Raw genomic sequence first — 13,550 nt, 5'->3', positions numbered from 1 at the left:
GCCGGCGTAAGCCGGGTTGTTACGGATACAGGAGGGAATTATCCCGCTTTTTTGGCCGCCTTGCCGTCGAACAGGCCGAACAGGGCGATACCCACCGCGCCGACCACGATCGCCGAATCAGCGATGTTGAACGAGGGCCAGTAATGGTCCCCGATATGCCACTGGATGAAGTCGACCACGTGACCGTGCATCAGGCGGTCGATCACGTTGCCGATCGCCCCGCCGATCACCAGCGCGTAAGGCACGGCGCTGCGCCAGGCACCGCGCGCGGTGCCCCACATCCAGTAGGCCATCAGACCGCTGATGCCCACCGCCAGCGCGGTGAAGAACCACAGCTGCCAGCCACCGGCATCGCTCAGGAAGCTGAATGCCGCGCCGGTGTTGTAGGTGCGGTACCAGTTCCAGAAGCCCTCGATGACCACCACCGGCTCGTACTCGGGCAGGCTGGACAGCACCCAGGCCTTGCTCCACTGGTCGGCGATGATGATCGCTGCCGACAGCAGCAGCCAGATCAGCGCGTTCGGACGCGGACGGGCGGCGGCCATCAGAACCACCGCCGTTCTTCGCCGGCACCGTCGATGTTGGTCACGCAGCGGCCACACAGTTCCGGGTGCGCCGCCACCGAGCCGACATCGGCGCGGTAATGCCAGCAGCGCACGCACTTCTGCTTGCCGGTCGGCTGGGCGCTGACGAACACCTCATCGGTGGTCGCCGGGCGCACCTGCACGTCACCGCTGATCAGCAGGAAGCGCAGCTCCTCGGCCAGCGGCTGCCAGCGCGCGGCGGTCTCGGCATCGGCGGCGACGGTGATCTCCGCTTCCAGCGCCGCACCGATCGCACCGTTGGCACGCATCGGCTCGAGCACCTTGGCAACCTGCTCGCGCAGGGCCAGCAGCTGATCGAAGTCGGCGGCGTTGAGCGGTGCATCGGCCGGCAACGGGGCCAGGCCTTCGTACCACGTGGCGAACAGCACGTTCTCCTTGCGCTCGCCCGGCAGGTACCCCCACAGCTCATCGGCGGTGAAGCTCAGGATCGGCGCGATCCAGCGCGTGAACGCTTCGGCGATGTGGTACATCGCGGTCTGCGCCGAGCGGCGGCCGCGCGAGTCCACCGGCATGGTGTACAGGCGGTCCTTGGTGACATCCAGATACACCGAGCCCAGATCCACGCTGCAGAAGTTCAGCAGCAACTGCACGATCTCGGCCATGTTGTAGCCGGTGTATGCGGCCTTGATCTTCTCCTGCACCTCGAAGGCGCGATGCACGATCCAGCGGTCCAGCGCGACCATGTCGGCCGGGGCCACCAGATGCTGGGCCGGGTCGAAGCCGTCCAGGTTGCCGAGCAGGAAGCGCGCGGTGTTGCGCAGGCGCCGGTAGGCATCCGCGTTGCGCTTGAGGATTTCCTGCGACAGCGACATTTCATTGCTGTAGTCGGCCGAGGCGATCCACAGGCGCAGGATGTCCGCGCCCAGGGTCTTCATGATGTCCTGCGGCTCGATGCCGTTGCCCAGCGACTTGGACATCTTGCGGCCCTTCTCATCCACGGTGAAGCCGTGGGTGAGGCACTGCTTGTACGGGGCCTGCTTGTCGATGGCCACGCCGGTCAGCAGCGAGGACTGGAACCAGCCGCGGTGCTGGTCCGAGCCTTCCAGGTACAGATCGGCCGGCTTGCCGAAGCCACGCGCCAGCAGCACGCCTTCATGGGTCACGCCCGAGTCGAACCAGACATCGAGGATGTCGGTGACCTTCTCGTACTGCGGCGCTTCATCGCCCAGCAGCTCGGCGCTGTCCAGCGAGTACCACACGTCGATGCCTTCGGCCTGCACGCGATCGGCGACCTGCTGCATCAATTCGACGGTGCGCGGGTGCGGCTCACCGGTTTCGCGGTGGGTGAACAGCGCGATCGGCACGCCCCAGGTGCGCTGGCGGCTGATGCACCAGTCCGGGCGGCCATCGACCATCGAGCCGATGCGCGCCTTGCCCCAGCCCGGGAACCAGCCGACGCTGTCGATCGCGGCCATCGCGTCGCGGCGCAGGTTGGCCTTGTCCATCGAGATGAACCACTGCGGGGTGGCGCGGAACACGACCGGGGTCTTGTGGCGCCAGCAATGCGGGTAGCTGTGCACGATCTCAACGAAGGCCAGCAGCGCACCGGAGGCGCGCAGCACATCGATGATCAGCGGCTGCGCCTTCCACAGGTGCACGCCGGCCAGCTCGACATCGCCGGCCGGCGGGGTCGAGGACAGGTACACGCCACGGCCGTCGACCGGGTTGATCTGGCCGGCGTTGTACTTGTCCATCAGCCCGTACTGCTGGCTGACCACGAAGTCTTCCTGGCCATGGCCCGGGGCGGTATGCACCGCACCGGTACCGTCTTCGTCGGAGACGTGGTCGCCGTTGAGCAGCGGGATGTCGCGCTGCGGGTAGAACGGATGGGCCAGCAGCAGGTTTTCAAGCGCGGCGCCGGTGGCACGACCGTGCACGACCAGGCCTTCCACGCCGTAGCGCTGCAGCGAACGCTCGGCCAGCGCGGCGGCCAGCACCAGCCAACGGCGCTTGCCGTTGTGGGCCGGGCCTTCGGCCAGCACGTATTCGATCTCCGCACCGAGCGACACCGCCAGCGAGGCCGGCAGCGTCCACGGGGTGGTGGTCCAGATCGGCACCGCAACCTCGACATCAGCCGGCAGCGTCACGCCGAAGCGTTCGGCCAGCTGCTGCGCGTCACGCGAGACGTAGGCCACGTCGATCGCCGGCGAGGTCTTGTCCTGGTATTCGATTTCGGCCTCGGCCAGCGCCGAGCCACAGTCGAAGCACCAGTGCACCGGCTTGGCGCCGCGCACGATGTGACCGTTGGCGAACACCTTGGAAAGCGCACGGATTTCGTTGGCTTCGAAATCGAAGCTCAGCGTCTTGTACGGGTTGTCCCAATCGCCGATCACGCCCAGGCGCTTGAAGTCGCGGCGCTGCAGTTCGATCTGCTCTTCGGCGAACTCGCGGCACTTCTGGCGGAACGCGACCGCATCGAGCTTGACGCCGACCTTGCCCCACTTCTTCTCGACCGCGATCTCGATCGGCAGGCCGTGACAATCCCAGCCCGGCACGTAGGGCGCATCGAAGTCGGCCAGGTAGCGCGACTTGACGATGATGTCCTTGAGGATCTTGTTGACGGCGTGGCCGAGGTGGATCTGGCCATTGGCGTAGGGCGGGCCGTCGTGCAGCACGAACAGCGGGCGGCCCTGCGCGTTGTCGCGCAGGCGGGCGTAAAGGCCCTCGTCCTCCCAGCGCGACAGAATGCCCGGCTCGCGCTTGGGCAGGTCGCCGCGCATCGGGAATTCGGTTGCCGGCAGATGAAGGGTGGCTTTGTAGTCCTGGCTCACGCAGTGGCTCGCAATCTGTGTTCGGAAAGGATGTGACGGGCCTGTTCGGCGTCACGGTGCATCTGGTCGGTCAACGCAGCCAGATCTTGGAACTTTTCTTCATCGCGCAGTTTGGCGACGAACTCGACATCGATGTGGCGGCCGTACAGGTCGCCCTGGAAATCAAACAGGTGCGCTTCCAGCAGCGGCTCCACGCCATCCACGGTGGGACGCGTACCGAAGCTGGAGACCGACGGCCACGGCTGGTCGAACACACCGTGGACCCAGGTCGCGTAGATCCCCGACAGCGCCGGCGTCTTCGGAAAGCGCAGGTTGGCGGTCGGGAAGCCCAGCGTACGGCCCAATTGGCGGCCGCGCACTACCCTGCCCCCAATCGTATACGGCCTGCCCAGCAGATCGCCGGCATGGCTGAAATCACCGGCGCGCAGCAGCTGGCGGATGCGGGTGCTGGAGATGCGCTCGCCATGCAGGTCGACCGGCTCGATCTCACCGGCACTGAAGCCACGCTCGCCGCCCATCGCCTGCAGCAGGGCCAGATCGCCCTTGCGGCGGTTGCCGAAGCAGAACTCCGGCCCGATCCACACTTCACGCGCGCTCAGCCGGTGCACCAGCAGCTGCTCGACGAACGCCTCGGCCTGCATCGCGGCCATGCGCGCATCGAAGCGCAGCAGGCCGATCGCATCCACGCCGAGTTCGCGCAGCATTGCGACCTTGTCACGGGCCAGGGTCAATCGCGGCGGCGGCTCGCCCTGGGCGAAGTACTCGCGCGGCAACGGCTCGAAGGCCACCGCAACGGCGGCCACGCCCAGCGCGCGCGCGCGCGAAACGGCGTGGCGCACCAACGCACGATGGCCCAGGTGCAGGCCGTCGAATGCGCCGATGCAGACCACGCTTCCGTGCGGGAACAACTGCCCGCCTTCGACGTTTCTAAACAGCCTGCTCATCTACGTGGAATGCGGCCCACCAGGGCCGATGCTTTGCAAGAGATAGCCATGAAGTATAGCCGGGCTGCCCCCGGATCAATGCTCCCGCAGGTGGCGCGGGCGGAAGCCCATGGCGACCAGGGCCACCAGATAGGTCAGACCGCCACCGCCGACCAGCAGCGCGAGGTTGCCGATGCGGTGCCATTTATCCATGCCGGTGAAGTCCGCCATCCCGTAGCGCAGGCCCAGCAGCACCGCCACCATCGCCAGGCAGGCCAGCCCCAGCTTGGTCGCATAGCCGCCCCACCCCGCCTTGGGCTGGTAGACATCGGTCTTGCCCAGCCAATACCAGAGCAGGCCAAGGTTCAGATAACTGGACAGCGCGCTGGCGATACCCAGCGCGAGATGCAGGCCCGGCTGCTTGCCCAACGCGACCCAGACGCCCTGCGCTTTCAGCGCCTCCGGCACCATCACGTGGTACAGCACGGCCAGCAGGATGAAGTTGAAGACCATGTTGGCCACCAGCGCGACCACACCGGCGCGGACCGGGGTGCGGGTGTCCTGGCGGGCATAGAAGGCCGGCAGCACCACCTTGAGCAGCGCAAAGGCTGGCAGGGCGAAGCTCAGGCCGTACACCGACAGCGCGGTCATGCGGGTATCGAACGCGGTGAAGCGGCCGTACTGGAACACGGTGGCGATCAGCGGCTCGGCCAGCAGCAGCAGGCCCAGCATGGCGGGAATGGCGATCAACAGCGTGGTGCGCAGGCCCCAGTCCAGCGCACTGGAGAAGCCGGCCTTGTCGGTACTGACATGGTGGCGGGCCAGCGCCGGCAGGATCACCGTGCCCAGCGCCACACCGAACACGCCCAGCGGCAGTTCCAGGAAGCGGTCGGCCAGCGACAGCCAGGACTGCGAGCCGTCGGTCAGCTTGGCCGCGATCACCGTATCCAGCAGCAGGTTGATCTGCGCGATCGAGGAACCGAACAGGGTCGGCACCATCAGGGTCAGCACCTTGCGCACCCCCGGGTGCTGCCAGCCCCAGCGCGGCAGGGTCAGCAGGTTGATGCCCTTCAGCGACGGCAGCTGGAACAGCAGCTGCAGCAGGCCGGCGGCCAGTACCGCCCAGCCCAGGGCCAGGATCTGCTTCTCCGGGGTGCCCCCCAGCCGTGGGGCCAGCCACAGCGCACCGGCGATCATGCACAGGTTGAGGATCACCGGGGTCAGCGCCGGCATCGCGAACTTCTGGAAACTGTTGAGCGCCCCGCCGGCCAGCGCGGTCAGCGACACGAACAGCAGGAACGGGAAGGTCAGCCGGAACAGGTCCACCAGCAGGCCGTGCTTGGCCGGGTCGGTATCCACTCCGCTGGAGAACAGGGTCGCCAGCTGCGGCGCGAAGATCAACGCCAGTGCGGTGACCAGCAGCAGGACGGCTCCCAAGGTGCCCGCCACGCGCGACATCAGTTCGCGCAGTTCGGCATGCGAGCGGGTTTCCTTCACCTCCGTGAACACCGGGACGAACGCAGTGGCGAACGAGCCCTCGGCGAACAGCCGGCGCAGGAAATTGGGCACCCGGAAGGCGACCCAGAAGGCGTCCGTCACCGCATTGGTGCCGAACGTGGTGGTGATGACCAGGTCGCGAACCAGCCCCAACACCCGCGAAATCATGGTCATGCTGCTGAAAGACAGCAGGCCCCGCAACATCCTTGGTGAACTCACCCGTGTTCCCTCTTGACAATTGACTTGACGTACATTTTTCGAGCCATCATACTTTCCAGCTTGCTGTTCCCATTACACCGATTTTTCAGGAAACCACCACTGTGGCCAATATCAAGTCCGCCAAGAAGCGCGCCAAGCAGACCGTCGTGCGCAACGCGCGCAATACGGCTCAGCGTTCGATGCTGCGCACCGCTGTCAAGAAGGTGATCAAGGCTCTGGATGCCAATGACGCCGCCGGCGCCGAGGCAGCCTTCGCTGTTGCCCAGCCGATCCTCGACCGTTTCAGCTCGCGTGGTCTGATCCACAAGAACAAGGCTGCTCGCCATAAGAGCCGCCTGACCGCGCGCATCAAGGCCATCAAGGCCGCCTGATACGGCGCTGCGGGTGTCGTAGAGCCACGCCCCGCGTGGCTTCGATCCAGCCGCAGATAAAAACCCGGCCCCGGCCGGGTTTTTTGTTGCCTGCGATCTGCGACGTCCAGCCCGGCTGGCGGCGACGGCGGCACCACAGAAAAACCCGGCCGGAGCCGGGTTTCTCAGGGGCGCGCGGGCGCGCTCAGTACGCATCGCGCGCTTGCGCCTCGTCTTCCTTCTGGCGATCAAAGAAGGCCATGATGTTGTTCATGATCGGCCAGGTGCCTTCACGGCCGAGGGCCGAGACCAGGTACCACGGCTGGGTCCAGCCCAGCTCGGCAACGATCTTCTCGGCGGCGGCCTTGGCCTCGTCCTCGAACATCAGGTCGGCCTTGTTCAGCACCAGCCAGCGCGGCTTGTTCAGCAGCTCCGGGTCGTGCTTTTCCAGCTCACGCTCGATCGCCCGGACCTGCTCGATCGGCGACACGCCTTCCACGCCGCCTTCCATCGGGGAGATATCCACGAGGTGCAGCAGCAGGCGGGTGCGCTGCAGGTGGCGCAGGAACTGCGCGCCCAGCCCAGCGCCGTCGGCCGCACCCTCGATCAGGCCGGGAATGTCGGCGATCACGAAGCTGCGGTAGTTCTCCACGCGCACGACACCCAGATTGGGGTACAGCGTGGTGAACGGGTAATCGGCCACCTTCGGGGTCGCCGCGGACACGGCGCGGATCAGGGTGCTCTTGCCGGCATTCGGGAAGCCCAGCAGGCCCACGTCGGCCAGCAGCTTCAGCTCGAGCTTGATCAGGCGCTCTTCACCCTCTTCGCCCGGCAGCGCCTGGCGCGGCGAGCGGTTGGTGGAGCTCTTGAAATGCATGTTGCCCAAGCCGCCGCGGCCACCTTTGGCCACCAGCAGGCGGTCGCCATGGCTGGTCAGGTCGCCGATCACTTCGTCGGTACTGACGTTCATGATCACGGTGCCGATCGGCACGGTGATGACCAGGTCTTCGCCGCCCTTGCCATAGGCCTGGCGGCCCATGCCGTTCTCGCCGCGCTGCGCCTTGAAGATGCGGTCATGGCGGAAATCGACCAGGGTGTTGAGGTTCTCGTCGGCGCGGATCCACACGCTGCCGCCATTACCGCCGTCGCCACCGTCCGGCCCGCCCAGCGGAATGAACTTCTCGCGACGGAAACCGATGCAGCCGTTGCCGCCATTGCCGGCGATCACCTGGATTTCTGCTTCGTCTACAAGTTTCATGATTCTGGATGCCAATCTGGAGGCGGCGGGCGCGAGGTGCACCCCACCGCAGAGTCTAACGGCCCCGGTACGATCCAGGGCCGGCGGCGGGAAATGTCCCGCCCGATAGTTGATACCAACGAAAAACCCCGCCGAAGCGGGGCTTTCGTCAGCGACCCCACGCCGTGGCGTGGGCGCCTGCGTACCGCTGAAGATCAGGCTTCGGCGACGACGCTGACGGTACGACGCTTCTTCGGGCCCTTGACCGAGAACTCCACCTTGCCGTCGACGAGCGCGAACAGGGTGTGGTCACGGCCGAGGCCAACGCCGGTACCCGGATGGAACTGGGTGCCGCGCTGACGCACGATGATGTTGCCGGCATCGATGGCCTGGCCACCGAAAATCTTGACGCCGAGGTACTTCGGGTTGGAGTCGCGACCGTTGCGCGATGAGCCTACGCCCTTCTTATGTGCCATGACTGCTTCTCCTTATTACTTGCTGCCACCGGCAATGCCGGTGATCTCGATTTCGGTGTAGTACTGACGGTGACCCTGGCGCTTCATGTGGTGCTTACGGCGACGGAACTTGATGATCCGGACCTTGTCGGCACGACCCTGGGACACGACCTTGGCAGTGACCGAAGCGCCGCTCAGCGCGTCGCCCAGCTTGATGCCATCGCTGTCGCCCAGCATCAGGATGTTGTCGAACTTGATCTCGTTGCCGACTTCGACTTCGAGCTTTTCAACGCGGAGCGTTTCGCCCTGCGCCACGCGGTATTGCTTACCGCCGGTTACCAGTACTGCGTACATGACCAGACTTCCTCTGTAGTTATTGTGGTCTATGGACTGCCGCCATCGAGGGCGGACAGAAGCGGAATTTTAATGACTTCAACCACTTCGGGTCAACCCACCCCCTGCTCTGACCCGGATTTGGCTGAATACGGTTCAGGAAACCGGCTGGCGGGGTCTCAGGGAATGAGACATGGGGGTGGCAAAGTCCGCGATTGCCCCCAAATCCCAAGCTCGGTAGGCTGACCGATTGCCGTTTCCGATTGCCCCACCCGCTTGCCGGCTCCCTGAGCCGAAGCCCCACAACGGATCCCCCATGGCGATGGATTTCATCCGCATCCGCGGCGCGCGGACGCACAATCTCAAGAACATCGATCTCGACCTGCCCCGCGACAAGCTGATTGTCATCACCGGCCTGTCCGGCTCGGGCAAGTCCTCGTTGGCGTTCGACACCATTTACGCCGAGGGCCAGCGTCGTTACGTGGAGTCGCTGTCGGCCTATGCCCGCCAGTTCCTCAGCGTGATGGAAAAGCCGGACCTGGACCACATCGAGGGCCTGTCCCCGGCGATCTCGATCGAGCAGAAATCGACCTCGCACAACCCGCGCTCGACCGTCGGCACGATCACCGAGATCTACGACTACCTGCGCCTGCTGTATGCCCGCGTCGGCAGCCCGCGCTGCCCGGACCACGGCTATCCGCTGGAAGCGCAGACGGTCAGCCAGATGGTCGACCACGTGCTGACCCTGGATGCCGAGCAGCGCTACATGCTGCTGGCCCCGGTGATCCGCGAGCGCAAGGGCGAGCACGCCCAGGTGTTCGACCAGCTGCGCGCGCAAGGCTATGTGCGCGTGCGCGTGGACGGCCAGCTGCATGAAATCGACGCGGTGCCGCCGCTGGCACTGCGCCAGAAGCACACCATCGAAGCGGTGATCGACCGTTTCCGCCCGCGCGAGGACATCAAGCAGCGCCTGGCCGAGAGCTTTGAAACCGCGCTGAAGCTGGGCGACGGCATGGTCTCGGTGCAGTCGCTGGATGTGGAGGATGCGCCTGCGCATCTGTTCTCTTCCAAGTACAGCTGCCCGGTCTGCGATTACTCGCTGCCGGAGCTGGAACCGCGCCTGTTCTCGTTCAACTCGCCGGTCGGCGCCTGCCCGGGCTGCGATGGCCTGGGCATGGCCGAGTTCTTCGATCCCTCGCGCGTGGTGGTGCACCCGGAGCTGTCGCTCTCGGCCGGCGCCGTGCGCGGCTGGGACCGTCGCAATGCGTACTACTTCCAGCTGATCGCCTCGCTGGCCAAGCACTACAAGTTCGACACCGATGCCCCCTGGCAGAGCCTGCCCGAGGACGTGCGCCAGGCCGTGCTGTACGGCAGCGGTGAGGAGACGATCACCTTCACCTACTTCACCGAAGCCGGTGGCCGCACCCAGCGCAAGCATCGCTTCGAGGGCATCATTCCCAACCTCGAACGCCGCTACAAAGAGACCGAATCCTCGGCCGTCCGCGAAGAGCTGGCCAAGTACATCAGCGAGCGCAACTGCCCCGAGTGCCAGGGCCAGCGCCTGAACAGGGCCGCACGCAACGTGTTCGTGGCCGACCGTGCGCTGCCCGAACTGGTGGTGATGCCGATCGACGATGCGCTGAAGTTCTTCAGCAGCATGACCCTGCCCGGCTGGCGCGGCGAGATCGCCGGCAAGATCGTCAAGGAGATCGGTGAACGTCTCGGCTTCCTGGTCGATGTCGGCCTGGATTACCTCACCCTGGAGCGCAAGGCCGACACACTGTCCGGTGGCGAAGCCCAGCGCATCCGGCTGGCCTCGCAGATCGGTGCCGGCCTGGTCGGCGTCATGTACGTGCTGGATGAGCCGTCGATCGGCCTGCACCAGCGCGACAACGAGCGCCTGCTCGGCACCCTGACCCGCCTGCGCGACCTCGGCAACACGGTGATCGTGGTCGAGCATGACGAAGACGCGATCCGCCTGGCCGACTACGTGCTGGACATCGGTCCGGGCGCGGGTGTGCACGGCGGCGAGATCGTCGGCCAGGGCACGCTGCAGGACATCCTGGATGCGCCGCGTTCGCTGACCGGCCAGTACCTGTCGGGCAAGCGCGCCATCGAGATCCCGGCGCGCCGGCACAAGCCCAACCCGAAGATGACGCTGCACCTGCGCGGTGCCAGCGGCAACAACCTCAAGGGCGTGGACCTGGATATTCCCTCGGGCCTGCTGACCTGCATCACCGGCGTGTCCGGCTCGGGCAAGTCGACCCTGATCAACGACACCCTGTTCTCGCTGGCCGCCAACGAGATCAACGGTTCCTCGCACCCGATCGCGCCCTACAAGGAAGTGGACGGGCTGGATCTGTTCGACAAGGTGGTGGACATCGATCAGTCGCCGATCGGCCGCACCCCGCGCTCGAACCCGGCCACCTACACCGGTCTGTTCACGCCGCTGCGCGAGCTGTATGCGCAAGTGCCCGAAGCGCGTGCGCGCGGTTATTCGCCGGGCCGTTTCAGCTTCAACGTGCGTGGCGGCCGCTGCGAAGCGTGCCAGGGCGATGGCCTGATCAAGGTGGAAATGCACTTCCTGCCGGACGTGTACGTGCCCTGCGATGTCTGCCACGGCAAGCGCTACAACCGCGAAACGCTGGAGATCCTCTACAAGGGCTACAACATCAACGACGTGCTGCAGATGACCGTCGAAGATGCGCTGAAGCTGTTCGAGCCGGTGCCGAGCATCGCGCGCAAGCTGGAAACGCTGGTCGATGTGGGCCTGAGCTACATCAAGCTGGGCCAGAGCGCGACCACGCTGTCCGGTGGTGAAGCGCAGCGCGTGAAGCTGTCCAAGGAACTGTCGCGCCGCGATACCGGGCGCACGCTGTACATCCTGGATGAGCCGACCACCGGCCTGCACTTCCACGACATCGAAGCGCTGCTCGGCGTGCTGCACAAGCTGCGCGACGAAGGCAACACGGTGGTGGTGATCGAGCACAACCTGGATGTGATCAAGACCGCCGACTGGATTGTCGATCTGGGTCCGGAAGGCGGCCATCGCGGTGGCACCATCCTGGTCACCGGTACGCCGGAAGACGTGGCGGCCTGCCCGACCTCGTACACCGGCCAGTTCCTGGCCAAGATGCTGCCCTCCACCAGCGCGCGCCCGGAACAGCCGGCGGCCGTGGCCAACAAGCCCGACGCCCGCCCGCCGCGCAAGGCCAAGCCGGAACCGAAGAAGGCCGTGCGCAAGACCGCCGCGACCAAAGCCCCCAGCAAGACCAGGAAGAAGACCGCATGAGCAACGAGCACAAGATCCTCGCCCGCGTGCCGATCAGCGTCCGCTGGCGCGACATGGACAGCATGGGCCACGTGAACAACGCCAAGTACATCTCCTACCTGGAAGAAGCGCGCGTGCGCTGGATGCTGGGCGTGGAAGGCGTTTCGATGACCGACCGCATCGCCCCGGTGGTGGCGGCCACGAACGTCAACTACCGCCTGCCGATCGTGTGGCCCAACGACATCGTGGTGGAGCTGTTCGTCGAGCGCCTCGGCAACAGCAGCGTGACCATCGGCCACCGCATCGTGGACGAGAAGAACGACAGCACGCTGTATTCGGATGGCAACGTGGTGGTGGTCTGGATGGACACGCAGACCGGCAAGAGCGCGCCGTTGCCCGAGGCGATCCGCACCGCGTCCACCTGAGGGGTAGTGCCGGCCGCTGGCCGGCAACCTCATGACGCCGGACGGATGTGCGTGGGTGCCGGCCAGCGGCCGGCACTACCGTTCCATACCCCATGGGGCCTTACGGTACCGCGCTGCGCACCTGCATCATCCCATCCACCTTGCGCCCATCTTCCAGGCTCAGCCGCAACCGCAGCTGTGCGCCTTCCTTCAGTGCCACCTCCGGCTGCATGAGCATCAGGTGCAAGCCCCCCGGCTTCAGCTCGACGGTCGCACCGGCCGCGATCGGCAATCGCTCCACCGCGCGCATCCGGCTGACCCCGTCGACCAGCGTGGTTTCATGTAGGGACACATCGCCGAACGCCTTGCTGCCTGCGGCGATCACCACGACCGCCTCGCGGCAGTCGTTGCGGATCCGCCCGTAACCGGCGGCCATCGGCATCGCGGCCGGCGGCAACCGCAGCCAGCCGTCGCGCAGTGACACACAGGAAGGTTCTGCGGCCACTGTCGGCGCCGATGCTGCGAACGCACACAACCCCAACAATACGCACACGAATGGTTTGGTTATCATCGGCTTCGTTCCCTGTCCGCAACGAGACTGCAGCATGACGACGCTCATCGAGGTGATCAACCATGGCCCCATCCGCGAACTGCGGCTGGCGCGTCCGCCGGTCAATGCGTTGGACACCGAGCTGTGCCGGCACCTGATCCAGGCGATCAACCAGGCCATGTCCGAGGACGTGCACGGCATCGTGCTGTCCGGGAGCGAGCGCATCTTCAGTGCCGGCATGGACGTGCCGCACCTGCTCGGCCATGGCGATGACAAGCACAAGCTGCTGGACAGTTGGCAGGCCTTCTTCGGCGCCGTGCGCACCCTGGCCGAATGCCGCGTGCCGGTGGTGGCGGCCATGACCGGGCACGCCCCTGCCGGCGGCTGCGTGCTGGCGCTGTGCTGCGACTACCGGATCATCGCGCGCAGCCCCGATGCCGCCCATCCCACGGTGATCGGCCTGAACGAAGTGCAGGTCGGGCTGGTCGCGCCGGAAGGCATCCAGCGCCTGATGCGCCGCGTGGTCGGCCACCATCGGGCCACCACCCTGCTGGTCGGCGGCGAGATGGTGCCGGCCGAGCGTGCACTGCAGATCGGGCTGGTCGATGAGGTGGTCGATGCCGATCTGGTGGTCGCCCGCGCCGTGGCCTGGCTGCAGAGCTTGCTGAAGCTGCCGCGCCAACCGATGCTGCTGACCCGCGCCATCGCCCGCGCCGACCTGCATGAGGCGCTGCACGCCGACCTCATCCAGCTCGACCGCTTCGTGGACGCCTGGTACGCCCCGGACGCCCAGCAGGCGCTGCACGGGCTGGTCGCCAGACTCGGCAAGGCCTGAAACCCGGCAAACGCCAACGCCCCGGTAGTGCCGGCCGCTGGCCGGCAACCAGACAATGAACGATCGAAGTGGTGCGGGGTTGCCGGCCATGGGCCGGCAC

Annotated in this window: 12 protein-coding genes; 4 read left to right on the top strand and 8 right to left on the bottom strand. The window is 66.1% G+C overall.

Annotated elements, in window-relative coordinates; all coding sequences use genetic code 11:
• Positions 1–38: 38 nt before the first annotated feature.
• The 4 genes from lspA to murJ all read right to left on the bottom strand — a co-directional run bounded on the left by lspA (position 39) and on the right by murJ (position 6,000).
• Positions 39–545, bottom strand: coding sequence for a signal peptidase II (lspA, locus tag ABE472_RS12750; RefSeq protein ID WP_313211085.1), 507 nt, complete (start codon positions 543–545; stop codon positions 39–41).
• Positions 545–3,376, bottom strand: coding sequence for an isoleucine--tRNA ligase (gene ileS, locus ABE472_RS12745; protein ID WP_346466344.1), 2,832 nt, complete (start codon positions 3,374–3,376; stop codon positions 545–547). Before ileS ends, lspA begins: the two co-directional genes overlap by 1 nt.
• Positions 3,373–4,320, bottom strand: coding sequence for a bifunctional riboflavin kinase/FAD synthetase (locus ABE472_RS12740; protein WP_346466343.1), 948 nt, complete (start codon positions 4,318–4,320; stop codon positions 3,373–3,375). Before ABE472_RS12740 ends, ileS begins: the two co-directional genes overlap by 4 nt.
• A gap of 75 nt (positions 4,321–4,395) precedes the next feature.
• Positions 4,396–6,000, bottom strand: a complete 1,605-nt coding sequence (gene murJ, locus ABE472_RS12735; protein WP_313211121.1) for a murein biosynthesis integral membrane protein MurJ — start codon at positions 5,998–6,000, stop codon at positions 4,396–4,398.
• Between the two features lie 116 nt (positions 6,001–6,116).
• Between murJ and rpsT the strand changes: the two genes are divergently transcribed.
• Entirely contained in the window at positions 6,117–6,386 is a 270-nt protein-coding gene (gene rpsT, locus ABE472_RS12730) for a 30S ribosomal protein S20 (RefSeq protein WP_019184515.1), read from the top strand.
• 184 nt (positions 6,387–6,570) lie between these two features.
• On the opposite strand, the gene obgE is transcribed toward rpsT, so the two are convergent.
• The 3 genes from obgE to rplU all read right to left on the bottom strand — a co-directional run bounded on the left by obgE (position 6,571) and on the right by rplU (position 8,411).
• On the bottom strand, positions 6,571–7,623 hold the full coding sequence (gene obgE / locus ABE472_RS12725; protein WP_313217598.1) for a GTPase ObgE: 1,053 nt from the start codon (positions 7,621–7,623) through the stop codon (positions 6,571–6,573).
• A gap of 194 nt (positions 7,624–7,817) precedes the next feature.
• Positions 7,818–8,078, bottom strand: a complete 261-nt coding sequence (gene rpmA / locus ABE472_RS12720; RefSeq protein ID WP_019184517.1) for a 50S ribosomal protein L27 — start codon at positions 8,076–8,078, stop codon at positions 7,818–7,820.
• A 15-nt stretch (positions 8,079–8,093) separates the two neighbouring features.
• Positions 8,094–8,411: a 50S ribosomal protein L21 gene (gene rplU, locus ABE472_RS12715; RefSeq protein WP_019184518.1), complete on the bottom strand. Its 318-nt coding sequence runs from the start codon at positions 8,409–8,411 to the stop codon at positions 8,094–8,096.
• Between the two features lie 295 nt (positions 8,412–8,706).
• Here rplU and uvrA point away from each other — a divergent pair, with 295 nt between their 5' ends.
• Together uvrA and ABE472_RS12705 are read left to right on the top strand one after the other, a co-directional pair.
• A complete protein-coding gene (gene uvrA, locus ABE472_RS12710; RefSeq protein ID WP_346466342.1) occupies positions 8,707–11,682 on the top strand; it encodes an excinuclease ABC subunit UvrA in 2,976 nt (991 codons plus the stop codon).
• The gene (locus tag ABE472_RS12705; RefSeq protein ID WP_265309403.1) at positions 11,679–12,086 is read left to right on the top strand and encodes a thioesterase family protein; all 408 of its coding nucleotides are present in this window, start codon (positions 11,679–11,681) and stop codon (positions 12,084–12,086) included. Before uvrA ends, ABE472_RS12705 begins: the two co-directional genes overlap by 4 nt.
• A 100-nt stretch (positions 12,087–12,186) precedes the next feature.
• Here the strand turns inward: ABE472_RS12705 and ABE472_RS12700 are convergent, their stop codons facing one another.
• Positions 12,187–12,636 (bottom strand): copper chaperone PCu(A)C, encoded by a 450-nt coding sequence (locus ABE472_RS12700; protein ID WP_346466392.1) that lies wholly within the window; start codon positions 12,634–12,636, stop codon positions 12,187–12,189.
• A gap of 34 nt (positions 12,637–12,670) precedes the next feature.
• Between ABE472_RS12700 and ABE472_RS12695 the strand changes: the two genes are divergently transcribed.
• Positions 12,671–13,450, top strand: a complete 780-nt coding sequence (locus ABE472_RS12695; protein WP_346466341.1) for an enoyl-CoA hydratase/isomerase family protein — start codon at positions 12,671–12,673, stop codon at positions 13,448–13,450.
• Positions 13,451–13,550: the final 100 nt, after the last annotated feature.

The sequence above is a fragment of the Stenotrophomonas sp. TWI809 genome (assembly GCF_039673205.1).
Taxonomy (GTDB): Bacteria; Pseudomonadota; Gammaproteobacteria; order Xanthomonadales; family Xanthomonadaceae; genus Stenotrophomonas.
This window is presented reverse-complemented; position numbering and strand designations above follow the sequence as displayed.